This is a genomic window from Achromobacter mucicolens, assembly GCF_902859725.1.
GTDB classification, from domain to species: domain Bacteria; phylum Pseudomonadota; class Gammaproteobacteria; order Burkholderiales; family Burkholderiaceae_B; genus Achromobacter; species Achromobacter mucicolens.
This window is the reverse complement of the sequence record NZ_CADIJP010000017.1, coordinates 1-25,999: the sequence shown is the minus strand read 5'-3', so window position 1 is coordinate 25,999 and position 25,999 is coordinate 1. Positions and strand designations below refer to the sequence as shown.

The following is a 25,999-nucleotide window of genomic DNA, read 5'->3' as shown; positions in this document are numbered from 1 at the left end:
CTGCGCCTGCTGCCGTTGGGTCACAATTAGGGTTTGCCCATAGGCACGCGGTGTGCCACGCGGGCAACCCTTATCTGTTAAAAAGCCGCCACCACGGCTTTCTTCCGATTCCATGACCCACGATCCGCAACACTCGCCCTTCAAGAGCACCGGCGGCGCGCGCCGTATCCTCAATGCGCTGCGCTATTCCTGGCAGGGCCTGAAGGCGGCCGTCAAATACGAGGCGGCCTTCCGCCAGGAACTGGCGCTGGCCGTGCTGATGATTCCAGCGGCATTCTTTCTGGGCCGCACCACGGTCGAGGTGTTCTTCCTGGTGGGCGTGGTGGTCATGGTGCTGGCGGCGGAACTGCTTAATTCCGCCATCGAAGCGCTTGCCGATGCGCTGTCGGTCGAACGCCACCCCCTCTTGGGGCGGGCCAAGGACCTGGGCAGCGCGGCGGTGATGCTGCTGCTGATATTTGCCGGAACGGTCTGGGTGGGAGTGGCCATCAGCCGTTTCGTCATGCACTGATACGGGTTCGCATCGCGACGGGGATGCGACTCTATTTATACTGGGAGCCATGATGCCTCAATCGACGTCAGCACCCTCCAAGCGCATCGTCATCGTCGGCGGTGGCGCAGGCGGCCTTGAACTGGCCGCCAAATTGGGCCGGATCCACGGCCGCCAATACATCACCCTGGTCGACAGTCGCCCTTTTCACATCTGGAAGCCTTCGCTGCATGAAGCGGCGGCGGGCACGCTGGATATTCACCAGGAAGGCCTGTCGTACCTGATGCTGGCCCACATGGACGGGTTCTCGTTCGCCCAGGGCCGGCTTGAAAGCGTCGACCGCGAACGCCGTCTCATCACTGTGGACGCCGTCAATGACGCCCAGGGCCAGGAAGTCCTGCCCCGCCGCGAACTGGCGTACGACACGCTGGTGCTGGCGCTGGGCAGCACCTCCAACTTCTTCAACACGCCGGGCGCGGCCGAACATGCGGTCACGCTGGACACCACCGAAAACGCCGAGCAATTCCGCCTGACCATGCTCAAGGCAATGGCCTTGGTGGATCAGGCCAAGGTGCGCAATCCTTCCGCGCGGCTGGACCTGGTGATCGTGGGCGGCGGCGCCACTGGCGTCGAACTGGCGGTGGAACTGACCGAAGCCAGCCACGTCGTCAGCGCCTATGGCCTGCCGAACTTCCGCGCCGACCGCGACCTGGCCATCACGCTGGTCGAAGGCGCGCCGCGCATCCTGTCCGCGCTGCCCGAAAAGATCTCGGTGGCGGCGACCAAGCGCCTGACCGAACTGGGCATCCGCGTCGAGACGTCCTGCCGCGTGTCCGAAGTGACGGACAACACGGTACGCACCGCCGATGGCCGCGAGTTTCCCGCGCAGTTGTGCATGTGGGCCGCCGGCATCAAGGGGCCGGCGCTCTTGGCCGACCTGGGATTGCCGCTGAACAAGCTGGGGCAGGTCGAAGTCAACGAGCGGCTTGAAACGCCCGATCCGCACATCCTGGCGCTGGGCGACTGCTGCGCGGCGCCGTGGCGCGACGGCCGCACCGTGCCCGCCCGGGCCCAGGCCGCGCACCAGCAGGCCGATTACCTGACCAAGAAGCTGACGGCCCGGCTGCGCAACAACCCCGAGCCCACCGAGCCCTATGTCTACCAGGACCACGGATCGCTGGTGTCGCTGGGCCAGGACGCCGGGGTGGGCAGCCTGATGGGCAAGCTTGCCGGACGGGGACTGTTCGTAAGCGGTACACTGGCGCGCCTGATGTACATGAGCCTGCACCTGATGCACCACCGCGCGGTGCTGGGCGCCTCGCGTACCGTCTCCCTCGCCCTGGCTCGCCTGCTCATGCGGCGCACGCGCCCGCGGGTCAAACTGCACTGAATCCCATGAATTTCCTGCAAAAACTCGAACACGCCTGGACCACCAGCAACTCGCTCCTGCAAGTCGGGCTGGATCCCGACCCGCAGCGCTTCCCGCGCGAATTGCAGGACAAGCCGGACGCCATCTTCCAGTTCTGCCGCGACATCGTCGACGCCACGGCGCCGTACGCCTGCAGCTTCAAGCCGCAGATCGCGTACTTTGCCGCGCACCGCGCCGAAGACCAGCTGGAAGCACTGTGCCAGCACATCCGCGACAACCATCCCGACCTGCCCATCGTGCTGGACGCCAAGCGCGGCGACATCGGCTCCACCGCCGAAAACTACGCCCGCGAAGCCTACGAGCGCTACCAGGCCCACGCCCTCACCGTCAGCCCCTACATGGGCCTGGACTCGGTCGAGCCCTACCTGGCGTGGCGCGACCGCGGCGTGATCGTGCTGTGCCGCACCTCCAATCCCGGCGGCTCGGACCTGCAATTCCTGAAGATGGACAACGGCGAGCCCCTGTACCTGCACGTGGCGGGGCTGGTGGCGGACAAGTGGAATGCCAATGGCCAGTGCGGCCTGGTGGTCGGCGCCACGTTCCCCAACGAACTGGCTGCGGTGCGCCAGCGCATCGGCGACGCCCTGCCCCTGCTGGTGCCGGGCATCGGCGCCCAGGGCGGCGACATCACGGCAACGGTCAACGCCGGCGCCAACGCGGCGCGCAACGGCATGATGATCAACTCGTCGCGCGCCATCATCTACGCCAGCGGCGGCGACGACTGGCGCCAAGCCGCCGCCGAGGCCGCCAAGGGCCTGCGCGACGCGATCAACGCGGTGCGCTGACGCCACATTGCGCAAAAGCCGCTGCACCATGTGCGAATGCACGGTGCAGCGGCTTTTTTCATTTCAACGCCCGCCAGTTCAGCGCGGGCGTTTCGCGTCGGGATTCATCGCCGGTTGATCGGCGCGCCTGCGAATTCCAGCACGGCCCGCAGCGCGAACTCCACCGCCGCCTGCCGCACCTGCCCCCGGTCGCCCTGGAACACGTGCGTCACCGCGCGACTGCTGATGCCGTCGCCCACCCGCATGGCAAAGCCAAAGCACACCATGCCCACCGGCTTGCCCGGTGTGGCGCCGCCCGGTCCGGCGATGCCGGTGGTCGACATGGCCACATGCGCGTTTGGCACGGCAAGCAGCACCCCGTTTGCCATCTCCAGCGCCACGGGCTCGCTGACTGCGCCAAAGTGATGCAGCGTTTCGGGCGACACCTCCAGTTCGGTAACCTTGGCGTCGTTGCTGTAAGTGACGAAGCCGCGCTCGAACCATTCGCTGGAACCGGCCACCGCGGTGACGGCGCCTGCCAGCAGGCCGCCCGTGCAGGATTCGGCGGTGCCAAGCATCCACCCCTGCTGGCGCAGCACATCGCCCAGCCGCTCGGACAGGCCGAGTATCGTCGCTTCCGACAACTGCGCGGCCGTCATGTTGGTCCGCGCGCCTTCATGCTGATCGTTCATTCCAAGACTCCTGTGCGGGCCACCAGCGCCATTACCAGCAAGGCATAGCCGGCGGCCACGATATCGTCCCACATGACTCCGAAACCGCCCTTGATATGGGCGTCGAAGAACTTGATGGGTGGCGGCTTGACGATGTCGAACGTGCGGAACAGCACGAACGCCAGCGCCTGCGACAACCAACCAGCCGGCGTAAGCCACAGCACCAGCCAGAACGCCACCATCTCGTCCCAGACCATTCCGACATGATCCGGCTGCTGGAGTTCTCGGCCGACGCGATGGCAGGCCCAGCATCCGTACAGAAATGCCACCGCCAGGAACACGCCGATGGCCAGGTCCGACGCCGCAGGCGCCGCCGCCACCCAGATCGCCCAAGCAAGCAGCGTGCCCCACGTGCCCGAGGCCGGACGGATCAGTCCGCTACCGAAGCCAAACGCAATCAGCCGGCCCGGATCGCGGCAGACCCAGGAGAGCGCCGGGTACGCGGCGCGGCGGCGGTCGCGCATGGAGGTGGAGTGCTGATCAGCGGAAGACATGGGGAAAGGGTCTGCAAAAAGGAAGCCGCGGATCAGTCCGCGGGGAAGTGATCGAAGCCGGCGGGCAGGTCGGCAAGCGGCTGGCCTTGCGCGTCGAGAACCGCGATGCCCGGCTGCGGCAGAATCTCGCCCACCCGGGTCACGCGGGCGCCGGCGGTGCGGGCTGCCGCCAGCACGGCGTCGCGCCGGGACGGCGGCGCGGTGAAACACAGTTGATAGACATCGCCCCCGCCCAGCAGGGCGCGTTGCAGCAGCGCCGCTTCCAGGCTCGCCAGGGCGGGCGCCATCGGCAGGTCCGCGAACCGCAGGCGGGCGCCGACGCGGCTGGCGGCCAGGATGTGGCCCAGGTCCTGCACCAGGCCGTCGGACAGGTCGATGGCTGCATTCGCGATGCCGCGCAGCGCCGTGCCCAGCCCCACTTGCGGCTCGGGCCACTCCAACGCGCCGCGCGTGGCGGCCAGCAGTGCGGCATTAGCCGGATATTGCCCGTCGAGCAGCCGGTAGGCCACGTCGGCCGCACCCAGTTCGCCGGACACCCAGATGTCGTCGCCGCTTCGCGCGCCATCGCGGCGCAGTGCCTGGCCGGGAGGCACGGCGCCAAACACGGTCACGCTGATCGCCAGGTCATGCGCGCTGCGCGTGGTGTCGCCGCCGACAAGGGGGCACCCGTGGGCCGCGGCCAGCGCATGAAAGCCTTCCGCAAACGCAGCCAGCCAAGGCTCGTCCAGGCGCGGCAAGGCCAGCCCGAGCACGCAGCCTATCGGGCGCGCGCCCATGGCCGCGAGGTCGGACAGGTTCACCGCCAGCGCCTTGTGGCCCAGCGATTTCGGGTCTACGTCGGGAAAGAAATGCCGGCCTTCCAGCAGCAAGTCCGTGCTGGTGGCCACCTGCTCACCGGGAGGAACAGGAAAGAGCGCGCAGTCGTCGCCAACGCCCAAGAGGCCAGCAGGCGCGGCACGCGTGAAATAGCGCGCAATCAGATCAAATTCGGACGCCACCGCGCCTCCACTAAGCGGCGCCCGATGGTCGCCATTGTCTGCATGGCCGCCGTGCGGCCCAGATCGGGGCCGCGCGGATCCGGGCTCCGCCGGTCCGCAGCGGCGCTCCCCTCGGGGGGAAGCGCAAAGCGCTGCGGGGTCTAGCTATCGCCGTTGCTGCGCCGCGGCCTGGACCTCGTGCGCGCGGACATCGGCAGCCAGCTTGTCGAGCACGCCGTTGACGAACTTGAAGCCATCGGTGCCGCCGAAAGACTTGGCCAGTTCCACGGCTTCGTTGATGGCGACCTTGTACGGCACTTCGACGTGATGGATCAGCTCGAAGCTGCCGATCAGCAGAATGCCGTGCTCAACGGGCGACAACTCGGCCAGCGGACGGTCGACGTAAGGCGTGAAGCGTTCGCGCAGCGCGGGCGCTTCGCGCAGCACGCCGTGCAGCAAGGTCTTGAACCACTGCGCATCGGCCTCGGAAAAGTCCTCGGTGTCGCGCAGATGGGCGTCGATCTCGCCGGCGTCCTGCGTGCCTTCGCCGCCGCGCAGCAGCCACGCGTACACGCCCTGCAGCGCGAATTCGCGCGCACGGCGGCGCGCGCTGCGCGCATTGGCGCGGGCCTGCGCCGCGCTATCAGCGCTGGTCGTCGTCTTCTTCGTCGTCAAAATCTTCGTCCTCGTCGTCTTCGTCTTCGTCTTCTTCCTCGGGTTCCAGCGCTGCCACCAGGTTGGCCATTTCGACGGCCACCTGGGCGCAATCGCGACCCTTGCCGGCGGCGCGGGCTTGCGCCTGCTCGTCGGTGTCGACGGTCAGCACGCCGTTCGCGACGGGGATGCCGGTTTCGAGGGAGATGCGGGTGATTGCCGTGGCCATTTCATTGCTGACCACTTCAAAGTGATAGGTTTCGCCGCGGATGACCGCGCCCAGCGCGATCAGAGCGTCGAATTCAAACGTCTCGGCCATGTGGGACAGGGCCACGCCCAGTTCCAGCGCGCCGGGCACGGTGGCGACCATCACGTCGCGCTCGTCCACGCCCAGTTCGGCCAGTTCCTTCAGGCACGCTTCGAGTTCGGCCTGGCCGACTTCTTCGTTGAAGCGGGCGCGTACGATGCCGATGTGCAGCCCTTCGCCGTTCAGGTCGGGGGTAAGGATGTAAGGGTTCATGTGTCGGCCTTCAGTGTGTTGCGGGAGTGTTCTGCGGGTCGCAATCGTAACCCGTAATGGTGAGCGAGAAGCCCGCCATGCTGGGCATCTTGCGCGGCCGGGCCAGGAGCCTCATTTGACCCACGTTCAGGTCGCGCAGAATCTGGGCGCCGATCCCGTAGGTGCGCAGGCCGAAGCGGTCGGCGTTGGCGGAATTGGCCTGGGCCTTCGGGTCGTTCCAGCCTGCAATCTGGCCAAACAGGTGTTCCGTGGAAGACTGGCAGTTCATCAGCACCAGCACGCCGGCCGGCGCGGCGGCGATGGCCTCGAGCGCCTGGGCCACGCCCCAGCTATGCGGACTTGCGCCGGTATCCAGCACATCCAGCACGGACGCGGGCTCGTGCACGCGCACCAGCGTCTCGGCATCGGGAGTCACATTACCATGCACCAGCGCCAAGTGGGCGGAGCCGGTGGCGGCGTCTTCGTAGGCCACGGCCTCGAACGTGCCCCAGGCCGTCTGCATGGTGCGCTTGCCCACGCGCTTGACGATGGATTCGTGTTCGCTGCGGTACTGGATCAGGTCGGCGATGGTGCCGATCTTCAGGCCATGCTGGCGCGCGAATTCGACCAGGTCCGGCAGGCGGGCCATGGTGCCGTCGGGCTTGAGGATTTCGCAGATCACGGCGGCGGGCGTCAGGCCCGCCATGGCGGTCAGGTCGCAGCCGGCCTCGGTGTGGCCAGCGCGCACCAGCACGCCGCCGGGAACGGCGCGCACCGGGAAGATATGGCCGGGCTGGACCAGATCGGCCGGCTTGGCGTCGCGCGCCACCGCCACCTGGATGGTGCGGGCACGGTCGGCGGCCGAGATGCCGGTCTCGACGCCCTCGGCGGCTTCGATCGACTGCGTGAAATTGGTGCCGTAACGCGTGCCGTTGCGGGCGGCCATCATGGGCAGCTCGAGCTGGCGGCAGCGTTCCTCGGTCAGGGTCAGGCAGACCAGGCCGCGGCCGTGCGTGACCATGAAGTTGATGGCTTCGGGCGTGACGAATTCGGCGGCCATGACGAGGTCGCCCTCGTTTTCGCGGTCTTCTTCGTCAACCAGGATGACGATGCGGCCGGCGCGCAGCTCGGCGATGATCTCGGCAACCGAAGCGATGCCGAAGGATTCCGGCTCGGAGCCGGGCAGGGAGGACAACTGGACGGACATGGCGTGACGCGTAAACCAGGCGGGAAAGCCCGGATTTTACCGCCCCTCTGGGCCGAACCCCTATTAGTGTCTGGACGGCCCGTCCGAATGGGGCCGTCCGGTTAAACTTTCGCCCGGAGATCCCCCCAGAAAAACGAAGGAAAAACCTCATGCAAGCCCTTGCGGCCATGCCTTTGAACGTCGCGGCAGCCGTCCGCGTCGTCCTGACCGACATCGACGACACGCTGACCACCGAAGGCCGCCTGCCGGCCGACGCGTACGCCGCGCTTGAACGCCTGGAACAGGCCGGCATCCAGGTCGTGCCCATTACCGGCCGCCCGGCCGGCTGGTGCGACCACATCGCGCGCATGTGGCCCGTGCGCGCCGTGGTCGGCGAGAACGGCGCGTTCTACTACGCCTACGACCGCAAGGCCCGCCGCATGACCACGCATTACTGGACCGACGCGGCTTCGCGCCAGGAAAGCCGCAAGCGGCTGGACGCCATCCGCGACCGCGTCCTGGCCGAGGTGCCCGGCAGCGCCGTCGCCAGCGACCAGGACTATCGCGTAGCCGATCTGGCCATCGATTTCTGCGAAGACGTGCCCGCCCTGCCCGACGCCGCCATCAGCCGCATCGTCCAGATCTTCCAGGACGCCGGCGCGCAGGCCAAGGTCAGCTCCATCCACGTCAATGGCTGGTTCGGCGACTACGACAAGCTCACGATGACGCGCACCATGTTCCAGCGCGAGTTCGGCCAGGACGTGGCGGACGCGCTGGACAGCACGCTGTTCATTGGCGATTCGCCCAACGACGAGCCGATGTTCGCCTACTTCCCGATCTCGGTCGGCGTGGCCAACATCCAGGCCCAGTTGCACCGCCTGACGCACCGCCCCGCCTTCGTGGCCGCCTTCCATGGCGGCGGCGGTTTCGTCGAAATGGCCGACCGGCTGCTCGCCGCGCGCCAGCCCTCCCAAGTCCAGCCGGCCTGAGGTCAGCACACCGTGGCAACTTCCAAGACCGCGGCGCCCGCCAATGACGGCCGCCGCAGCATCCAGTCCATCGAAGTGGGCGTGCCGCTGCTGGCCGCCCTGGTCGACGCCGGCAAGCCGCTGACCCTGCGCGACCTCGCGGCGGGCGCGGGCATGACGTCCGCCAAGGCGCACCCCTATCTGGTCAGCTTCATCCGCGTCGGACTGGTGCAGCAGGACGCCACCACCGGCCAGTACGAACTGGGCCCCTTCGCCCTGCAGATGGGGCTGGTCAGCCTGCAGCGCCTGGATCCCGTGCGCGTGGCCATGCCCGAGATCGCCAAGCTGCAATCCGAGATCGGCCACACGCTGGGCATCGCGGTGCTGGGCTCGCACGGTCCCACCATGATCCACATGACCGAAGCCAGCTACCCGGTCCACGTGAACATGCGCAAGGGCACGGTGATGTCCATGCTGCACACCGCCACGGGGCTGGTGTTCGCGGCCTGGCTGCCCCCGAAGGTCAGCGAACACTACATCGCGCGCGAGGAAGGCGACACCGCCGTCATCGCCAGCGTGCCGCCGCCACGCAAAGCCTCCCGCGCCAACATCGACGCGCAACTGGCCGATATCCGCGTGCACGGCATGGCCCGCGCGCTGGGCAATCCGCTGCCGGGCGTGGACGCGCTGTCGGTGCCGGTCTTCGACAACACGGGCAGCATCGTGCTGGCGCTGACCAGCCTGGGCCCCACGGGCCTGTTCGACGTGTCGTGGGACGGCGCGATCGCGCGGCCGTTGCTGGCCTGCGCGCAGGAAATCTCCCGCAAACTGGGCTTTCGCGGCTGAGCGCACTTTCGCGCAAAAACGAAAACAAAGCGAACAAACCGAACAAAAGACGAAAAGAAAGGCAGGGACTTTCCCGAGTGTGCCGTCCCCGGTTGTGTGTTTGAATTCAGCAAACATTCAATTAATACCTACACGAGGAGACACACGATGCAAGCCTTGCGTCTTATGCAGGCGGCCGCGCTGGCCGCATTCGCGTTTGGAGCGTCGGCCGCCCAGGCCGCCGACACCTGCTCCAACCGCGGCGACCTGGACCAGATGTACTGCGACTCGAACAAGGACCTGGTGGCCGACACGCCGACCGATCCGTCCAAGCTCAAGACGCCCTCCACGCTGGTGTTCACATACACGCCCGTGGAAGACCCGGCCGTGTACGAAGACATCTTCAAGCCTTTCACCAAGCACCTGTCCGAGTGCACGGGCAAGCGCGTCGTGTTCTATCAAGTGCAGAGCAATGCGGCTGAAATCGAAGCCATGCGCTCGGGCCGCCTGCATGTCGGCGGCTTCTCGACCGGCCCCACCGCTTTCGCCGTGAACATCGCGGGCGCCGTGCCGTTCGCGGTCAAGGGCTACGCCGACGGCTTCCAGGGCTACAACCTGATCGTCATCGTCAAGAAGGACAGCCCCTACCAGAAGCTGACCGACCTGAAGGGCAAGAAGCTCGCGCACACCGCCCCCTCGTCGAACTCCGGCCACATGGCGCCCGTTGCCCTGTTCCCCAAGGAAGGCCTGACGCCCGACAAGGACTACAAGGTCATCTTCTCGGGCAAGCACGACCAATCGGTCATGGGCGTGAACTCCGGCGACTACGACGCCGCGGCCGTGGCATCCGACGTCTTCAAGCGCATGGTCGAACGCGGTCAGGTCAAGGAAGCCGATTTCCGCATCATCTACACCAGCGAGAAATTCCCGACCTCGTCGTTCGCCTACGCGCACGACCTGGAGCCGAAGTTCCGCGACCAGATGCTCAAGTGCTTCTACGACTACCGCTTCCCGCCGGAGATGTCCAAGGCCTTTGACAACGCTGACCGCTTCTATCCGGTGACCTACCAGAAGGACTGGGCCATCGTCCGCCAGGTCGCCGAGTCCGGTGGCGAAAGCTTCAACCGCGCGGCCTACGACCGCGAATCCGCCAAGAGCAAGAAGTAATCCAGCATGACGACGTCGCTACGCATTTCCGGCCTGGTCAAGGAATACCGGGCCGGCCGGCCGGTACTGAACGGCATCGACCTGCAGATCGCCGGACAGGGGCTCACCGCCATCATCGGGCCGTCGGGCACCGGTAAAAGCACGCTCCTGCGCTGCATCAACCGGCTGATCGAACCCACCAAGGGCGAGATCATCCTGCAGTCAGAAGACGGCACCGTCGATCTGGCGCAAGTGCGCGGCGCGTCGCTGCGCCGCGCGCGCCGCCGCATCGGCATGGTGTTCCAGGAATACAACCTGGTCGAACGCCTGACGGTGATGGAAAACCTGCTGACCGGCCGGCTGGGCTATACCTCGGCCATGAAGGCCTGGATGCGCCGCTTCGAGCCCGAGGATATCGAGCACGCCTACAAGCTGCTCGATACCGTAGGCCTTGCCGGGTTTGCCGACCAGCGCGCCGATGCGCTGTCGGGCGGCCAGCGCCAACGCGTGGGCATCGCCCGCGCGCTGATGCAGCGCCCGCAGGTGCTGCTGGCCGACGAACCGACGTCGTCGCTCGATCCCAAGACCTCCGTCGAGATCATGGAGCTGCTGTCCGCGCAGGGCAGCGCCACGGGCATCCCCGTCATCGTCAACATCCACGACGTCGAACTGGCCCGCCGCTATGCCACGCGCATCGTCGGCATGTCGGGCGGCCACGTGGTCTATGACGGCAACGGACAGGGCCTGGACGCCACCATGCTCAAGACCATCTACGGAGGCGAGTCTTGGCTGGAATGACGCAACCCCGGGGCGCCATTCGCCCCTTCGCCATGTCCGGACGCGCCAAGCTGGGCTTGCTGCTGCTGGTGCTCTACACCGTCTACGCGGCCGCACAGCTCGACTTCAGCTGGTCGCGTTTCGAGGCCGGCATGGGGCACGCCTCGACGTTTCTCGCGCGCATGTTCCCGCCCAATTTCGAGAAGCCCGCCACCTTGTGGAAGGGCATCGCGGAAAGTCTTGAAATCGCGGTCCTGGCGTCGATGCTGGGCATCTTTCTTGCCCTGCCCGTCGGCCTTTTGGGCGCGCGCAACCTGATGCCCGCGTGGATCTCGTGGCCCGCGCGGTCGATCGTCGCTTTGTGCCGCGCGCTGCACCCGGTCATCGTCGCCATCCTGTTCGTCAAGGCCGTGGGCTTTGGCGCGCTGGCAGGCATCCTGGCGCTGACTGTCGCGTCCATCGGCTTCATCGGCAAGCTCTTCACCGAAGCCATCGAGGAAATCTCGCTCAAGCAGGTCGAGGCCGTGCGCGCCACCGGCGCGTCGTTCTCCAACGTCATCGTCTTTGGCGTGCTGCCGCAGGTGTTCGCCCGCTTCATCGGCTTTGCCACCTACCAATTCGACTCCAACCTGCGCAACTCCACCATGGTGGGGATCGTGGGCGCGGGCGGCGTGGGCGGCACGTTGTTCTCGGCCTTCCAGCGTTTCGATTACGACTTCGTCAGCGCGATCCTGCTGACCCTGATCGCGATCATCATGCTGGGCGAAATCCTGGCTGGCTTCGTGCGGGCGGTGTTCCTGGACAACCTGGGTTTCGACCGCATCCTGCAAAGCCGCTTTGCTGGCGCGCGGGGCCTGGGCACCAGCAAGCCGGCGGCGGCGCGCAAGGCGGAGGTGGAAGAATGAACGCCCACGTTTCCCCCTTGAATCCCGCTGGCCAGCCGCGTGTCTGGCAGCGTTACAGCATGGGCCAGCGCCTGCTGCGCTTTGCGCTGTACCTGCTGCTGGTGGCCGCCGTCGTGCAAGCGATCCGCGGCGTGGAGATCATTCCGGAGTTCCTGTATGACGCGCCGGAGCAGATGGCCGATCTCTTTCGACGCATGTGGCCGATCGACTGGGCCTACTACCCGGATGGCGTGCACGCGGCGCTGATCGAAACGCTGCACATCGCCACCCTTGGCACCATCCTGTCGGTGTTCATGGCCGTGCCGGTGGGCCTGCTGGCGGCCAACAACCTCACGCCCAACAAGACCATCAACATGCTGGCCCGCCTGATCCTGGTGTCCAGCCGGTCGGTCAATTCGCTGGTCTGGGCGCTGCTGTTCATCGCCATCTTCGGACCGGGCGCACTGGCCGGCACGCTGGCCATCGCCTTCCGCTCGATCGGGTTCGTCGGCAAGCTGGTTGGCGAAGCCATCGAGGAAGCGCAGCGCGGCCCCATCGAAGCCGTCACGGCCACGGGCGCCAGCAAGGCATCGGTGATCTGGTACGCCTACTGGCCGCAAATTCGCCCGGCGTTCTGGTCCATCGTGCTGCTGCGCTGGGACATCAACGTGCGCGAATCCGCGGTGCTGGGCCTGGTTGGCGCCGGCGGCATCGGCATGGCGCTGGACACCGCGCTGAACCTGTTCCAGTGGGACCGCGTTGCCCTGGTGCTGGCCGCCATCTTCGTAGTCGTCGTCTTGGCCGAAGTCATCATCACGCAGGCGCGCAAACGCATCCTGTAGCCCGTTTTACGCTTGTCGGTTTCCCCTGACAGCGCTCCTTCGCCGCCCCCTGTGGGGCGGCGTTTTCTATGGGCGGTTCCTTTCTGTTCGCAAGCAACGCAAAAGCGCGTCAGCGTCCTTGATCAGCCGCCTTGTTTTTGCGGCGCGATCACGTCTATCCTCCATGTGAACAAAATATGACCGGTCATCAAATCGCACCCGCGCCTTGATTAAGATCTCGGCTTTTGCCGTTGGACACCCGCTGCCATGTCGGAACAGGAATTGAAACTGCACGTGCCCACGGCTTCGCGCCAGGCCGTGTTGCGTGAAGTCAAGCAGCGAGAGGCCACGCGCCTTCGCCTGCATGCCATGTATTTCGACACGCCGGAGCGCGAGCTTGCGCGGGCGCGCATCGCCATCCGGCTGCGGCAGGAAGGGCCCGATTGGGTGCAGACGCTGAAGATGCCCGGCGCCGACGCGATCTCGCGCATCGAGATGAACCACCCTCGTCCCGGTCCGGTGCTTGACCTGTCGGTCTATGCCGGCACCGAGGTCGAAGGCCCGCTGTCTTCCATCAAAGGCGAACTGGGCCTGCGCTACGAAACCGACGTGCAGCGCCTCTTGCGCAAGATCCGCACGCGTCACGGTACGGTGGAACTGGCCTACGACACCGGCATCCTGCGCGCGGGCGCGCTGGAATTGCCGATATCCGAACTGGAATTCGAACTGGTGTCGGGGCGCCCCGCCGCCATCTTCGCCGCCGCGCGGGGCTGGCAGCAGCGGCATGCGCTGATCCTGGATCCGCGCAGCAAGTCCGAACGCGGCGACACCCTGGCCCAGCTTGCACAGCGTCTGGCCGAGGTGGACGCCGCCGCCGGCGATGATCACGAAGCGCGGCGTGCGCAGGCCATCGCCCAGTTCTGGGCGCCGCGCGGCGCCGCCGCCGTGAAGCTGCGCAACGACATGACGCCGTCTCGGGCCATGGGCGCGATCGCGGCCGAATGCCTGGATCAGATCTGCCACAATGCCGCGGTGCTAGCCGAAGTCGACACCGAAGGCGTGTACCGCGCGGGCAATTCCGAACACGTGCATCAATTGCGCGTGGGCGTGCGCCGGCTGCGGTCGGCCTGGAAGCTGTTCGATGGCTGGATCGCGCCGGTGCCCGGTTCTCTGCTGCAAGGCGTGCGCACCCACTTTGCGGCGTTCGGCGCCAACCGCGACCAGGACGTGCTGAACGAAACCGTCGCCCCCGCCCTGCTGCGCGCCGGCATGCCCGTGATCCCGATCGAAGCCGCACCGCCCGAGGCGGACGCGCAGACCATTGCGGGCGGCCAGCCGTTTCAGGCCTGGCTGCTGGAACTGCTGGAATGGTCGCTCGACGTGCCGGCGGTCCAGCCAGAAGCGGACGGCCAGACGATCGCCAACGGCACGCCCAGCGACGCCGCGCCCGAACCTGCCATCCGGCTTGAAGGCGGCATGGCCGGTCCCGTCGTCAAGCCCACCATCATCCCGATGCTGACGACCGAGCCGCAGCCGCAGCGTCTGCACAAGCTCCTCGCCCGCCGCCTGCACCGATGGCACAGCAAGGTGGCCGAGCAAGGCACGCACTTCGCCTCGCTGGACATCCCCACCCGCCACGAGCTGCGCAAGCGCGGCAAACGCCTGCGCTATGGCCTGTCTTTCGCCGAATCGCTGCTGCCCGCCAGCAAGCTGCGCGGCTATCGCAAGCTGCTTTCCCGCGTGCAGGACGTGTTGGGCGAGATCAACGACCTGGCGATGGCCAAGGACTACTACCAGTCGTGTACGGCAACGCATCCGCAGGCCTGGTTTGCGCTGGGCTGGATCAGCGCGCGCCTGGACGAACTGGTCATCGAGGCGCAGCAGGCCTTCGATGATCTGGCCCGCAGCAAGCCGTTCTGGAAGTGACACGTATCGCGCGCCGGCCTTGTGGCTGACGCGCAAACGACTGCGGGACGGCGCTTGCGCGTCGTCCCGCCAGGGACTTCAGAGGGGCGTTTCAGCCCGCCGAATGAACGGCCTCAATCCGCCAGCAATGCTGCCGCGAACTCGTCCGCCACGAAGGGCTGCAGGTCTTCCAGGCTTTCGCCCACGCCAATCCAATACACCGGCACCGGACGCACGCCCTGGCTGCCAGCGGCAACGGCAGCCAGCGTGCCGCCCTTGGCCGTGCCGTCCAGCTTGGTCACGACCAGACCAGTCAAGTTGATGGCAGCGTCAAACGCGCGGATCTGCGCCAGCGCATTCTGACCCGTGTTGCCATCCACCACCAGCAGCACCTCATGCGGCGCGGACGCATCCGCCTTGCCGATGACGCGGCGGATCTTCTTCAGTTCTTCCATCAGGTGCAGCTGCGTGGGCAGGCGGCCGGCGGTATCCACCATCACCACGCCCATGCCGCGTGCGCGGCCGGCATTGACCGAGTCGAACGCCACCGCGGCCGGATCGCCGCCGTCCTGCGAAATCACGCTGACGTTGTTGCGGCTGCCCCATTCCACCAGTTGCTCGCGCGCGGCGGCGCGGAAGGTGTCGCCGGCGGCCAGCAGCACGCTGGCGCCCTGGCGCTGGAACGTATGCGCCAGCTTGCCGATGGAAGTCGTCTTGCCCGCGCCGTTCACGCCGGCAATCATCACCACCAGCGGCTGCGTGCGCTTCAGGTCAAACGCGCGCTCCAGCGGGCGCAGATGATCGGCCAGCAACTGCCGCAGGGCCGTCTTCACCTTGGCCGGGTCCTCGATGCGTTCCTTCTTGACGCGCGCGCGCAGCGCGGTCAGGAGCTTCTCGGTGGCCTCAAGGCCCGCATCGGCCATAATGAGCGCCGATTCGAGTTCTTCGAACAGGTTCTCGTCGACCTTCACGCCGACGAAGATGCCGCCAATGCTCTGACCGGTGCGCGACAGGCCTTGCTTCAGGCGCGACAGCCAGGAGGCTTTCTTGGGCGCCTCGGCGGGTGCGGGTTCCGGGACGGCTGCAACGACGGGTGCGGGTGCTGCGACAGGCGCAGGCGTTGATACTGGCGCGGGTACAGACGCAGGCGCAGGCGTTGATACCGGCGCAGGCGCCGGGACCACGGGTGCAGGCGCGGGCGCGATGACGGGTGCGGGCGGCTGCGGTGCGTGGAATGGCTCGACAGCTGGCGCGGCGGAAGCTGCTGCCGCAGGCGCAGCGACCGGCGCGGAAGCCGGCGCGGTGCGCGTGAGGGACGGCGCGGCCGGTGCCGGGGACGGCGCAGGCTGGGCGGGCGTCGCCACTGGCGCAGGCGCGGATGAGACGGACGGCGCTGGCGTAGACGTAGGCGCAGGCACAGCCGGAGCTGGCGGCGCCGCGGGCGGGGTTACAGGCGGGGTCACAGGCGCCGTCACAGGCGCCGTCACAGGCGCCGTCACAGGCGCGCTGACCGGCGCGGCGACCGGCGCCGCAGGTTCCGGCCGAAGCTCAGGCGAAGACGACGCCGGCGACGGGCTGAACGGGGCAGAAGACGGCTCCGCGGGCGCGACTGGCGCGTCGGCAACCTCCGGCGGCGACGCGGGCTGAGCCGGCGTGGCGGGCGGAGGGGATTTTTTCTTGAAGAAGCGGCTAAACATGGGTAACAAGTATATTCGTATCGTCGGGGGCCAATACAGGCGCACCCCCATCGCCGTGCCCGACGTGGAGACGCTGCGTCCCACGCCCGACCGGGTCCGCGAGACGCTGTTCAACTGGCTTACGCACCTGTGGGGCGGCGAGTTCGCCGACAAGCAGGTGCTGGATCTTTTTGCCGGCAGCGGCGCCCTGGGCTTCGAGGCGGCCTCGCGCGGCGTGGCGCATGTGCAGATGGTCGAGCGGGACAAGACCGCCGCGTCCGCGCTGCGGACACTGCGCGACAAGCTCAAAGCCGACATGATACGCATCCATGTGGGCGACGCGATGCAGGTCGCCGAACGGATGGATGCCTCGCGGTTCGACCTCATCCTGCTGGATCCGCCCTTTGGACAGGGCTGGCTGCCGCGCCTGTGGCCGATCCTGCCAGGCATTTTGACCGATCACGGGCTAGTCTATGTCGAGGCGGAATCCGCCATCGAAGCCCCCGAAGGATTCCAGATTCTGCGGCAGGACAAGGCCGGCGCGGTCCACTTCCATCTTTTGGAATTTGCTGCGATGCGCAAATCGATCAATAATCCGGCTTCGGAGGATGGTGTAGACCACTAATAACGGTACGGAGCTCGCATGATCATCGCTGTTTATCCCGGCACTTTCGACCCGCTGACCAGGGGCCACGAGGACCTGGTTCGCCGTGCAGCCACGCTTTTCGACAAAGTCGTGGTGGGAATCGCCATTAGCCGCAACAAGAAGCCCTTCTTCAGCATCGACGAGCGCGTGGACATCGCGCGCGAAGTGCTGGGGCACTATCCCAACGTGGAAGTGCAAAGCTTCGGCGGCCTGTTGAAGGACTTCGTTCGCGAACAGAATGGCCGCGTCATCGTGCGCGGACTGCGCGCGGTGTCCGACTTCGAATACGAATTCCAGATGGCCGGCATGAACCGCCATCTGCTGCCTGACGTCGAGACGCTGTTCATGACGCCGTCCGACCAGTACCAGTTCATCTCGGGCACCATCGTCCGCGAAATCGCGCAACTGGGCGGCGACGTCAGCAAGTTCGTGTTCCCCTCCGTCGAGCGCTGGCTCCAGGAAAAGGCCAAGGAACGCCGCGAACAGTCCTGGCCGGGCTGAGGCGCCCCGCCCGCACCATCCCCAAAGGGGCGCGAAGGCGCCCTTTTCGCGCTTTCCGGGCCGCGGCCGCCCGGCGCTACAATGGCCGGGCCCCTCGCCTTTCCGTAGCCCATCATGGCCCTGACCATCACCGAAGAATGTATCAATTGCGACGTTTGCGAGCCCCAGTGCCCGAACGAAGCGATTTCCATGGGCGAGGACTACTACGTCATCGACCCCGACCGGTGCACGGAATGCGTCGGCCATCACGACGAGCCGCAGTGCAAGGTGGTCTGTCCGGTGGAATGCATCGAGCTGCACCCGCAATGGAATGAAGGCCAGGAGCAGCTCATGGCCAAATATCGACGCCTGACCGGTGCCGCATGAGCGACACGGCGCCGCCAAGCATCAATCTTTCCCCCTCCCCACACCACGCCCGACGCGATCTCTCCGCGTCCGCGGTCGCTGCGGGACTGGTCGCCGTCCTGGTCAGTTTCGGCGGCACCGCCGTGCTGATGGTGCAGGCGGGCCACGCAGCCGGCCTGGACGCGGCGCGTATTGGCTCATGGATCGGCTCGCTGAGCCTCGTACTGGGCCTGGGCGGCGCGTTCTACAGCCTGCGCACGGGCCTGCCCGTGGTCATGGCGTGGTCCACGCCCGGCGCGGCGCTGCTGGTCACCGCGCTGGCCGGCGTTCCGTTCAATGAAGCCGTGGGCGCCTTCGTGCTGGCAGCCGGCCTGACGCTTGCATGCGGACTGTTCGGCTGGATCGATCCCATCCTGCGCCGCATTCCGGGCGAGGTCGCCGCTGCCATGCTGGCTGGCGTGCTGCTCAATTTCGGCATGGGCATCTTCAGCAACATCAACAAACAGCCCGCGCTGGTGCTGGCCATGTGCGCCGCCTACCTGTTGTGCCGCCGCTGGGCGCCGCGTTACGCCGTGCTGGTGGTGATGGCCGTGGCAGTGGCCATGGCGGCCGCGATGGGCCTCATGCAGGTCGACCAGCTGGACTGGCGCCTGACCGAATTCGTGTGGACGACGCCCGCCTTCAGCGCGCAGGCGGCGGTCAGCCTGGGCATTCCCCTCTTTGTCGTCGCCATGGCCTCGCAAAACCTGCCCGGCCTGGCCATCCTGCAAGCCGCAGGCTATCGTCCCCCGGCGTCACGCCTGGTAGCTGCCACCGGCCTGCTGGGCCTCGTGGCCGCCCCCTTCGGCGCGCACAGCGTCACCATGGGTGCGATCAGCGCGGCCATCTGCACGGGGCCCGAAGCGCATCCCGATCCGGGCAAGCGCTACATCGCCGCCGCCACTTACGGGGTCAGCTACGTCGCGCTCAGCATCGTTGCGGGCGCGGTCGCCGTCTTCTTCCAGGCGCTACCTGCCGCCCTGCTGGCAGCGTTGGCCGGCTTGGCGCTGCTGGGCACCATCATGGGCGGCATGGCCGCTGCCATGGCTAACCCGCAAAGACGCGAGGCCGCGCTCATCACGCTGCTGGCGACGGCCTCGGGATTCAGTTTCTGGGGAATTGGTTCGGCCTTCTGGGGCCTGGCGGCGGGCCTCGTGGCCCACACCGCCTTTGAGTACAAGCGCACCCGCGCGGGCGCTTGAAAACCGGCGCTGGCCGCCTTCAGGCCGGCCAGTTGGTCACGGGTGTGTCCGGGTGGACCTTCATGATGCGGCAAGGCACCTGCACGAAGTTCGAAATCCAGGCCGCGGCCAGCTCGCCTTCGTCGACGACGTCGATCGTCTGCTCGCCCACCAGCATGCTGTAGCGCACGCTGTCGTCGTCTTCGATCACGTCCAGCGGGATATCCATGCGCAGCATGCCCGGCGCCTTCAGCACCAGGTAGCCCAGGCGCAGTTCCACCGACACGTCGGCCAGCCTGGGGCACAGCTCGCGGTTCAGCCACTGCCCGGAATCATTGGCGACCAGCCACTGGCGATGGTAGGCAGCCGCCTGCTCCTGCGCCGTCACGCCGCATTCGGCGATGGGCTGGAATTGGTCGTCGCTCATTTGCCCAACAGTCCCTTCAAGGCCTTGTCCACCGCGGCGCCGCTCTTGCCCTTGCCGGAGACCGCTTCCTTGAGCTTGTTCTCCAGGCTGCGCTTCAGGATGCCGCCGATGGCGTCCTTCCAGAGCAGCGTGTACGAGGGGTTGTCGAACGGACCCTTGAAATGGACGGGAATGGTCACATCCTTCAGGTCGATCAGTTCCTTGCCGTCGGGATTGGCCGCCGGGTTGATGACACGTGCGCGCGCCACCAGATCCAGCTCGCTCTTGACGAAGTCGATGGTGGCCGGCTCGCCCTGTGTGACGCGCAGCAGCGGCGACACGAAGCTCAGGCGCTTGACCGTTGCCACGCCCTTGGCGATGGCCAGGTCCGCATCCATTTCGGAGAACTGCGTCTGCTTGCTGGTGTCGGCAGCCACGGTCTCGTTCTGCGCGTCCGGCGAGAACCGGGCCTTCAGGTCGCGCAGCGTCTGCGTCAGGTCGATGCCCTTGACCGCGCCATCGCGCAGGCGCACTTGCAACGCGCCCGCCAGTCCGCTCTTCATGGCATAGACGTTGGCGCCCCCGGTTTTCAGGTCCAGCATCAGATTGCCCGTGCCGCTCAGCACGTTCCGTTTGGCCAGGTCCATCAGCAGCGGCTCGATGGCAATATCGGCCAGCGTCATCTTGGTCGCGATCTGATTGCCCTGCGCCGCGTCCACCGACAGGGCGCCGGCCAGCTTGCCGCCGTAAAGTCCTGCCGCGAGGTTGGAGATGTCGAGCTTGCCCTTGTCCAGCTTGACCGCCGCAGACACTTCGTCGGCCTTCAGGCCGCGCACGACCAGCTTGCCCACTTTCAGCGTGCCGTTCACGCTGGGACCCACCAGCGCGGACAGGTTGATCGTGTCGTCGGGGGGCGCGGCCGGTGCGGGCGCCGGCGCGGGCTTGCTGTCGTCTTTCTTGCCGTCCGCAGGCGGCTTGGGCGGCGCGGCCACTACCGGCGGCACCAGCTTGTCCAGGTCCAGCGTGTCCACGGCCAGCGCAAACTTCATCTGCGGCGTGTCAGACAGTTTGGTGATGTCGGCGCTCAGGTCGAACTTGCCGCCTTCCAGCACCGCGTTGATCTTGCTGGTGGCCTGGTCCTTGAGCAGGTCCACCGTCAGGCTGCCGATCACAGGGATCTGGAGGCTGCCCTTGGGCAGGCCCGGATCGGTGATGTTCACGTCGCCACGCAGCGCCGACATGGCGCCACTGCGCATCAAGAGATTCAGGCTGAGCGGCGACGCAAAATTCAGCTTCACCACCCGTTCGCCCTTCTTGGACGTGCTGTCCAGCTTGGCTTCCTTGATGTCCAGTTCGCCGGCATTGCCGCTGATGCCGTTCAGGCCGAAGCTGGCGTCCAGGCCGCTGATGCGCACGCGGCCGGTCAGGGCCTCGCCGGTGGCGGACGCGGGCGAGATATTGAGCGCCGGCGCATCGACCGCCAGTTCAAACGGACCATCGGCCACGCCGCCCTTGGCGCGCACGGCCAGTTTTTCGATCTGGAGCTGGCTCTTGTGCGGGTCGATCGCCAGTTTGGGAATTGCCACGCTGGCTTCCACATTGGTCGCCTTGGCCGAAGGTTCGGTCACGTCGCCCTGGAACAGGAGTTCCAGGCTGGCCACGTCCAGTGCGGATTTCTGACCATTGAAGGCCAGGTTGCCGCGCATCACGAGGCTCTTGGCCTCCGCGCCGGGCAACTTGCCGTCCATGCGCAAATCAAGCTTTTGCGCGGCATAGCGCTTGGCCGAGGGGTCCAGCGTCAGCAACGCCTGGCCGGTCAGGTTGGCGTCAACGCGAGGATAGCCGCCTTCGACTCGGGCCGACATCCGCACATCGAAAGGCTGGTTGAACGTGACGCGGCCGGTGTTGGCGTTGATACGGGTCACCGCGACCGCCATGCCGGTGATCGCGTCCTGCATCTGCACTTCGCCGTCCTTCAGGTCCAGGCCGGCGATGTCGATCTGCATGTTGTTGCGCGACGACGGCACGGGGCCGCCGGTGATCGCCTGAGCGGCGGTCTGGGCCGCGCCCACCAGGGCCTCGGCCGGATTGCCGGGGGCATCGGTGACGGGCGGCGTACCGCCCACCAGATTGCTGAAATTGAACTGGCCCTGCTTGTCGCGCACCACGCGCGCCTTCAGGCCGCTGATGGCAACGTGGTCCACAACGAAGCTGTTGGACAGCAGCGGCCACACAGCCACGGCCAGCCGCGTGCTTTCGATGGAGGCAAAGGTGTCCGTGCTATTGGGTTCGGACAGGGACACGCCCTGCACCGACAGGCCGATCCGCGGGAAGAGCGAAAGCTCGATCTCGCCGTCGATCGTCAACGTGCGCTGATAGCGTTCCTGAACAAGCTCTTCCAGCTTGTACTTGTACGCGTTGGGGTCGAATGTCAGCAAGAAGATGGCCAGGCCGACGACGGCCACGACAACCAACACTACCAGGCCTATCAAAATGCGCTTGAACCACGTTTTCATTGCTGCCCCGTCGGTACCTCGACTGGAAATCCTTGATGCCGACCACCGCGCCAAGCGCGGGGGAAGGTGCGTTGCCGGCGCAAGTCCGCCGGCCTATTGAACTGTCTGCATTCCAGGGCTTGCCACGAAGGGCTTGCCTTTCAGGACGTGTCCTCGCGCCTGCCGAGCCTGCGGCATGGGCGCCAAAGGAAGGTGCTACCGAGGAAGGCCTGCTGAAGACGCCGGTAACCCAGCGTGCAGATAACCGCTATCGTAACAAATCAGGCCGGTCAGCGGGATCGGCCAAGCTGACGGCTTCCTGTCCGGCGGATTGTAGGACTAGAATGGTTGATCGATCAATTATTGATGCGTCCAACAATGACCGCCCCCGCCCCCACTTCTCCACACTCGCCCGGCCAGATCCTGCCCTTCCGGCAAACCCTGCTGGCCATGTTGGGCATGTGCTTCGTGATGATGCTGGTCGCCATCGACCAGACCGTGGTGGGCACCGCGCTGCCCACCATTGTGGCGGAGCTGCGGGGCTTCGAACTCTACGCCTGGGTCGCGACGTCATACCTCCTCACCTCCGTCATCACCGTGCCCATCTTCGGCAGGCTGGGCGACTACTACGGACGCAAACCCTTCGTCGTGGCCGCCATCGTGCTGTTCACGCTGGCCTCGGTCCTGTGCGGCGCGGCGGACACGATGCTCGAACTGGTGCTGGCGCGGGCACTGCAAGGCATCGGCGGCGGCATGCTGGTCGGCACGGCCTTCGCCTGTATCCCGGATCTCTTCCCCGATCCCCACGTGCGCCTGCGCTGGCAGGTAATGCTCAGCGCCGCCTTCGGCATCGCCAACGCCGTCGGCCCCACCCTAGGCGGGGCCTTGACGGAGCACTACGGCTGGCGCTCCGTCTTCTACGTCAACCTGCCCATCGGCATCCTGGGCCTGTGGTTCGTCGCCCGCTATCTGCCGCACCTGCGCAACCAAAGCCCCGGCAAGGTCCGGCTGGACTGGCAGGGCGCGCTCCTGATCGCCGTGGCGCTGGGCGCCCTGCAACTGCTCGTCGAGCTCCTGCCCAAGGACGGCTTCACGCCCTCACTCATGCTGCTGGGCGCCGGCAGCATCGCCGCCTTCGCCGCCCTGATCTGGTGGGAGCGCCGCTGCCCGCATCCCCTTCTGCCCCTGGACATGTTCCGCAACCGCGGCCTGGCCACGCTCTTCACCCTGGCCCTGCTGGTCGGCGTGACGATGTATTCCCTGCTCTTCTACGCCCCGCTGCTCCTGCAAGGCGGCTTCGGGCTGTCGCCCCAGCAGGCGGGCCTGCTCATCACGCCCATGGTGGTCTTTATCACCGTCGGCAGCATCGTCAACGGCCGCATCATCACCCGCATCCGCAACCCCAATCGCATGCTGTACGCCGGCTTCATCCTCATGGCGTTCTCGTGCCTGGGCATCGTCACCACGCACAACTACACCTCGCACCTCTTGATTGCCGGCTACATGCTGATGGCCGGCCTGGGCATGGGCTTCATCATGCCCAACCTCACCGTCTTCGCCCAACAGACCGCCGGCCGCAGCCACCTGGGCATCGCCACGGCGCTGCTGCAATCCCTGCGCATGATCGGCGGCATGCTGGGCACCGCGGTTGTCGGCACCATGGTCAGCCACAGCTACTTCAACGGCGTGGAATCCACGCTGCGCGGCGCCTCCGCCCAATGGCTTCCCAAACTCAACGACCCGCAGATGCTGGTCAACCCCGCGGCCCAGACCGAGTTCCTGGCACAATTGGCCCATCAAGGCCAGGACGGAACGTCGCTCATCGAAATCGCGCGCATCGCGCTGGTGGGCGCCATCCACGAAGGGCAACTCATCGCCCTCGCCGTCGCCGTCTTCGCAATCTGGTGCGTGCGGCGCGTGCCCCTGGTGCAACTGGTCCGGCCATCCAAACCGGAGCCCGCCGGCGTCGGAGAGTAGCTTTTGCCCAAACAACAACAAGGCCTGCAAGTCATCCAGCACATGGGCCAAACCTACCGCGTGATGCAAAGCGCCTTCAGCAGCAAGGTCGGCCACGCGCTGCCGCGCTGGCGGATATTGCTGGCGTTGCATGAGAACGGGCAATGTTCGCAGAAGCATCTGGCGGAACGTTGCCGGTTGGATCCGGCGTCATTGACGCGGCAATTGCAGGCGATGCAAAAGCTGGGATGGATTTCGCGGGCGGTGGATGCCGACGACAACCGGCTGACGAATGCGACGCTGACAGCTGAAGGGCAGGCGGTGGTGAATGAGGCGCTGCCGAAGCGGGCGCAGTTCTTTGAGGAGTCGCTGAAGGGGTTGTCCGCGGCGGATGTGGATACGCTGAATCGGGTGTTGAGCGTGTTGGAGGAGAATTTTGTCAGGGCGGCGGGGGATCGGGGCGGTTAAAAGCCGCGAGTCGCCTCTCACCCACGGCGCTTTCCCACGCGCGACGAATTCACAGGGGCCCGCCCCGGCCGCAATTTCCAGCGGTGCGCATTGGCCAGCAACTGTGCCTGAACGTCCGGCGGATAGTCAGCGACGGTAGTGAAAGCGGGCGCCGGCTTTCCCGGCTGGCCTGCCTCACGAATAACGCGCGGCCAACGTGGACGCCAGCACAGAAGCAAAGAAGCCCAATGCGCTAAGCCAACAATGACGAAGGCTGGAGAGATCAGCACGCAACCCAGCCACGTCAACGGGCCGCTATTGCGCAGAAACGGACCTAGCGCCTCGAACTGCGCCGTGAAGGCTGGCCAGGGCAAAGGCAGCTGCGAGCTGATGCGCGGTCTCTCGACTGCTTGCAGACCGCCTTCGTCCATGTACCGGCGGATAAATTCCCATTCGGACTGTAGGTCGGATAGACGGCTGCTCTGCCTTCCGATAAACACGATGGTCGGAAAAGGCAAGTCCGTGCTATCTCCTGGGTACCAACCCATCACCAGCCTCAATCCAGGTATTTCCTCTGTATGCACACCCTCCCAAGGCAAAACCAGAATCCCCCCGCAGCTCGCCGGCCGATGAAGAAAGACTTGACGGGTGATCCGGTTGAAGCGAATCAGGAGGTGCCGTGATGTGAGCATTTCAAGGCGCGTGAAGCGAAATGCATACTTGAAGTACAGCCAGAGCGCTCCCCCCGTAAGGCCAGTCCCCACGAGGAACATAAACAGATCTCCAATCGAAAGCGCTCGATCGTATACAGCTCCCGAGCCCGATACGACCGCCCAAACAATTCTTCCATCAAAATCTAGCCAGGAGCCGATACCAAGATACATGAACACAATTGTGAGGAGCGAAATGAATCCCCTTTTATCCTCCATGCCGCCGCAGCGCATCTCGAGGTACGTATCGTTGCACGCGTAGACTGGCCCCATTGATCTGGCATTGTCGAACCGCTTGGCAGCTTGGCGGGCACGGTCTTCTATAACACTGTCTTCGTAGGCCGGCTGAACAATCGGAACTGACGCTGTGTTGCCGTTACCAAGATTCTTCGTGAGCCAGGCATCGGACTTAAGACATCCGAACCAGACTGTCCATTCAGCGACGTACATCAAATAACCTCCGAGAGCGCGCCGTACAAACCCGCCAATTCATCTGCGATATCATCAAAAGCCTTTTCGTCCCTATACTTTGGGCCGCGATAGATAGAGCGCTTGCACCACTTCTCTAAAGCGTCGTCATCAAATATCGCAATCAGCACCGTCGCTGCCGCGGTCATCAACGTTCCGCGGAGCAAGACCCGCCTCAAGAAGAGGGTTACCGCTCGTTGCGCTAACAGCGCCGAAATCCGAACGAACAAGCTCCAGATGAAGGAGAGCTTGGTCCCAATCGCGCGCTCGGCCAACATCTTGAACATTGGGCCTGCTGCCGCGACCGCCATGCTCGCTTGACTGACGGACATCGCAGCCACAACCCAAAACCGAATTCTGTATGCCACCCCAAGCACGGCGCGATCGGCCCGAAAGGCAGCAGTACCATCGTCCCATTCGTAAGTCAGCAGCACGACGCTCCCCGCCGTCGCCAACGCCCCACCCCACAGCCGCAACCTCCCCAAGAACACCGTGGCCCCGACCCCGGTCGTGCTTCCGGCGTTAAAGTGCCTCAACACCAGCTCCGTCCCGCAGGCCAGCATTTCGATCCCCGCCGCG

The 25,999-nt window shown here is 66.0% G+C and carries 27 protein-coding genes; 16 read left to right on the top strand and 11 right to left on the bottom strand.

Annotation, left to right across the window (positions count from 1 at the left end; translation table 11 throughout):
- Nucleotides 1–112: 112 nt before the first annotated feature.
- The 3 genes from HV786_RS20315 to pyrF are packed head-to-tail and all read left to right on the top strand — an operon-like array spanning nt 113 to nt 2,704.
- Nucleotides 113–511 (top strand): diacylglycerol kinase, encoded by a 399-nt coding sequence (locus tag HV786_RS20315; protein ID WP_056325453.1) that lies wholly within the window; start codon nt 113–115, stop codon nt 509–511.
- A 49-nt stretch (nt 512–560) separates the two neighbouring features.
- Nucleotides 561–1,880 (top strand): NAD(P)/FAD-dependent oxidoreductase, encoded by a 1,320-nt coding sequence (locus HV786_RS20310; protein WP_175211664.1) that lies wholly within the window; start codon nt 561–563, stop codon nt 1,878–1,880.
- A 5-nt stretch (nt 1,881–1,885) separates the two neighbouring features.
- On the top strand, nt 1,886–2,704 hold the full coding sequence (gene pyrF, locus HV786_RS20305; RefSeq protein ID WP_062839593.1) for an orotidine-5'-phosphate decarboxylase: 819 nt from the start codon (nt 1,886–1,888) through the stop codon (nt 2,702–2,704).
- 104 nt (nt 2,705–2,808) lie between these two features.
- Here pyrF and HV786_RS20300 read toward each other — a convergent pair whose 3' ends face one another.
- From HV786_RS20300 to ribBA, 6 genes are all read right to left on the bottom strand, one after another.
- A complete protein-coding gene (locus HV786_RS20300; RefSeq protein ID WP_056325445.1) occupies nt 2,809–3,375 on the bottom strand; it encodes a CinA family protein in 567 nt (188 codons plus the stop codon).
- On the bottom strand, nt 3,372–3,878 hold the full coding sequence (locus HV786_RS20295) for a phosphatidylglycerophosphatase A family protein (protein ID WP_128829038.1): 507 nt from the start codon (nt 3,876–3,878) through the stop codon (nt 3,372–3,374). The genes HV786_RS20300 and HV786_RS20295 overlap by 4 nt, the downstream gene beginning before the upstream one ends.
- 62 nt (nt 3,879–3,940) lie before the next feature.
- The gene (gene thiL / locus HV786_RS20290) at nt 3,941–4,906 is read right to left on the bottom strand and encodes a thiamine-phosphate kinase (protein ID WP_175211662.1); all 966 of its coding nucleotides are present in this window, start codon (nt 4,904–4,906) and stop codon (nt 3,941–3,943) included.
- Nucleotides 4,907–5,050: 144 nt separating this feature from the next.
- Nucleotides 5,051–5,560, bottom strand: coding sequence for a transcription antitermination factor NusB (gene nusB, locus HV786_RS20285; protein WP_056325438.1), 510 nt, complete (start codon nt 5,558–5,560; stop codon nt 5,051–5,053).
- Nucleotides 5,529–6,059, bottom strand: a complete 531-nt coding sequence (gene ribH / locus HV786_RS20280; RefSeq protein WP_056325435.1) for a 6,7-dimethyl-8-ribityllumazine synthase — start codon at nt 6,057–6,059, stop codon at nt 5,529–5,531. The genes nusB and ribH overlap by 32 nt, the downstream gene beginning before the upstream one ends.
- A 10-nt stretch (nt 6,060–6,069) precedes the next feature.
- Nucleotides 6,070–7,245 carry a bifunctional 3,4-dihydroxy-2-butanone-4-phosphate synthase/GTP cyclohydrolase II gene (gene ribBA, locus HV786_RS20275; RefSeq protein ID WP_175211660.1) on the bottom strand — a complete coding sequence of 392 codons (1,176 nt, stop codon included), beginning with the start codon at nt 7,243–7,245 and terminating at the stop codon, nt 6,070–6,072.
- 149 nt (nt 7,246–7,394) lie between these two features.
- On the opposite strand from ribBA, the gene HV786_RS20270 reads away from it, so the two are divergent.
- The 7 genes from HV786_RS20270 (at nt 7,395) to HV786_RS20240 (ending at nt 14,571) form a co-directional block, all read left to right on the top strand.
- Nucleotides 7,395–8,213 (top strand): HAD-IIB family hydrolase, encoded by an 819-nt coding sequence (locus HV786_RS20270; RefSeq protein WP_062839591.1) that lies wholly within the window; start codon nt 7,395–7,397, stop codon nt 8,211–8,213.
- A 12-nt stretch (nt 8,214–8,225) separates the two neighbouring features.
- On the top strand, nt 8,226–9,038 hold the full coding sequence (locus HV786_RS20265) for an IclR family transcriptional regulator (protein ID WP_056325427.1): 813 nt from the start codon (nt 8,226–8,228) through the stop codon (nt 9,036–9,038).
- A gap of 147 nt (nt 9,039–9,185) precedes the next feature.
- Complete coding sequence (gene phnD, locus HV786_RS20260; protein WP_056325424.1) at nt 9,186–10,184, top strand: phosphate/phosphite/phosphonate ABC transporter substrate-binding protein; 999 nt, start codon at nt 9,186–9,188, stop codon at nt 10,182–10,184.
- Nucleotides 10,185–10,190: 6 nt separating this feature from the next.
- Nucleotides 10,191–10,961 carry a phosphonate ABC transporter ATP-binding protein gene (gene phnC / locus HV786_RS20255; protein WP_128828945.1) on the top strand — a complete coding sequence of 257 codons (771 nt, stop codon included), beginning with the start codon at nt 10,191–10,193 and terminating at the stop codon, nt 10,959–10,961.
- Nucleotides 10,958–11,845, top strand: coding sequence for a phosphonate ABC transporter, permease protein PhnE (phnE, locus tag HV786_RS20250; RefSeq protein ID WP_128828946.1), 888 nt, complete (start codon nt 10,958–10,960; stop codon nt 11,843–11,845). The genes phnC and phnE (HV786_RS20250) overlap by 4 nt, the downstream gene beginning before the upstream one ends.
- Nucleotides 11,842–12,666 (top strand): phosphonate ABC transporter, permease protein PhnE, encoded by an 825-nt coding sequence (phnE, locus tag HV786_RS20245; protein ID WP_128828947.1) that lies wholly within the window; start codon nt 11,842–11,844, stop codon nt 12,664–12,666. Before phnE (HV786_RS20250) ends, phnE (HV786_RS20245) begins: the two co-directional genes overlap by 4 nt.
- A 246-nt stretch (nt 12,667–12,912) precedes the next feature.
- The gene (locus HV786_RS20240; protein WP_128828948.1) at nt 12,913–14,571 is read left to right on the top strand and encodes a CYTH and CHAD domain-containing protein; all 1,659 of its coding nucleotides are present in this window, start codon (nt 12,913–12,915) and stop codon (nt 14,569–14,571) included.
- 113 nt (nt 14,572–14,684) lie between these two features.
- Here the strand turns inward: HV786_RS20240 and ftsY are convergent, their stop codons facing one another.
- A complete protein-coding gene (ftsY, locus tag HV786_RS20235; protein WP_418910213.1) occupies nt 14,685–15,755 on the bottom strand; it encodes a signal recognition particle-docking protein FtsY in 1,071 nt (356 codons plus the stop codon).
- A gap of 490 nt (nt 15,756–16,245) precedes the next feature.
- Between ftsY and rsmD the strand changes: the two genes are divergently transcribed.
- The 4 genes from rsmD to HV786_RS20215 all read left to right on the top strand — a co-directional run bounded on the left by rsmD (nt 16,246) and on the right by HV786_RS20215 (nt 18,959).
- A complete protein-coding gene (gene rsmD / locus HV786_RS20230) occupies nt 16,246–16,851 on the top strand; it encodes a 16S rRNA (guanine(966)-N(2))-methyltransferase RsmD (RefSeq protein ID WP_056325409.1) in 606 nt (201 codons plus the stop codon).
- Nucleotides 16,852–16,869: 18 nt separating this feature from the next.
- Nucleotides 16,870–17,373, top strand: a complete 504-nt coding sequence (coaD, locus tag HV786_RS20225) for a pantetheine-phosphate adenylyltransferase (RefSeq protein WP_056558877.1) — start codon at nt 16,870–16,872, stop codon at nt 17,371–17,373.
- Nucleotides 17,374–17,487: 114 nt separating this feature from the next.
- Complete coding sequence (locus HV786_RS20220; RefSeq protein ID WP_042795127.1) at nt 17,488–17,739, top strand: YfhL family 4Fe-4S dicluster ferredoxin; 252 nt, start codon at nt 17,488–17,490, stop codon at nt 17,737–17,739.
- On the top strand, nt 17,736–18,959 hold the full coding sequence (locus HV786_RS20215) for a benzoate/H(+) symporter BenE family transporter (RefSeq protein WP_175211656.1): 1,224 nt from the start codon (nt 17,736–17,738) through the stop codon (nt 18,957–18,959). The genes HV786_RS20220 and HV786_RS20215 overlap by 4 nt, the downstream gene beginning before the upstream one ends.
- A 19-nt stretch (nt 18,960–18,978) precedes the next feature.
- Here HV786_RS20215 and HV786_RS20210 read toward each other — a convergent pair whose 3' ends face one another.
- Together HV786_RS20210 and HV786_RS20205 are read right to left on the bottom strand one after the other, a co-directional pair.
- Complete coding sequence (locus HV786_RS20210; protein ID WP_128828949.1) at nt 18,979–19,365, bottom strand: MOSC N-terminal beta barrel domain-containing protein; 387 nt, start codon at nt 19,363–19,365, stop codon at nt 18,979–18,981.
- Nucleotides 19,362–21,860, bottom strand: a complete 2,499-nt coding sequence (locus tag HV786_RS20205) for an AsmA family protein (RefSeq protein ID WP_128828950.1) — start codon at nt 21,858–21,860, stop codon at nt 19,362–19,364. The genes HV786_RS20210 and HV786_RS20205 overlap by 4 nt, the downstream gene beginning before the upstream one ends.
- A 357-nt stretch (nt 21,861–22,217) precedes the next feature.
- Here HV786_RS20205 and HV786_RS20200 point away from each other — a divergent pair, with 357 nt between their 5' ends.
- The gene (locus HV786_RS20200; RefSeq protein ID WP_062839582.1) at nt 22,218–23,816 is read left to right on the top strand and encodes an MDR family MFS transporter; all 1,599 of its coding nucleotides are present in this window, start codon (nt 22,218–22,220) and stop codon (nt 23,814–23,816) included.
- Nucleotides 23,817–23,819: 3 nt separating this feature from the next.
- Complete coding sequence (locus tag HV786_RS20195) at nt 23,820–24,263, top strand: MarR family winged helix-turn-helix transcriptional regulator (RefSeq protein WP_056325394.1); 444 nt, start codon at nt 23,820–23,822, stop codon at nt 24,261–24,263.
- 17 nt (nt 24,264–24,280) lie between these two features.
- On the opposite strand, the gene HV786_RS20190 is transcribed toward HV786_RS20195, so the two are convergent.
- On the bottom strand, nt 24,281–25,402 hold the full coding sequence (locus HV786_RS20190; RefSeq protein WP_128828951.1) for a hypothetical protein: 1,122 nt from the start codon (nt 25,400–25,402) through the stop codon (nt 24,281–24,283).
- Nucleotides 25,402–25,999, bottom strand: a 598-nt coding sequence (locus HV786_RS20185) for a hypothetical protein (protein WP_217472124.1), incomplete at its 5' end; no start/stop codon positions are given. The genes HV786_RS20185 and HV786_RS20190, both read right to left, overlap by 1 nt.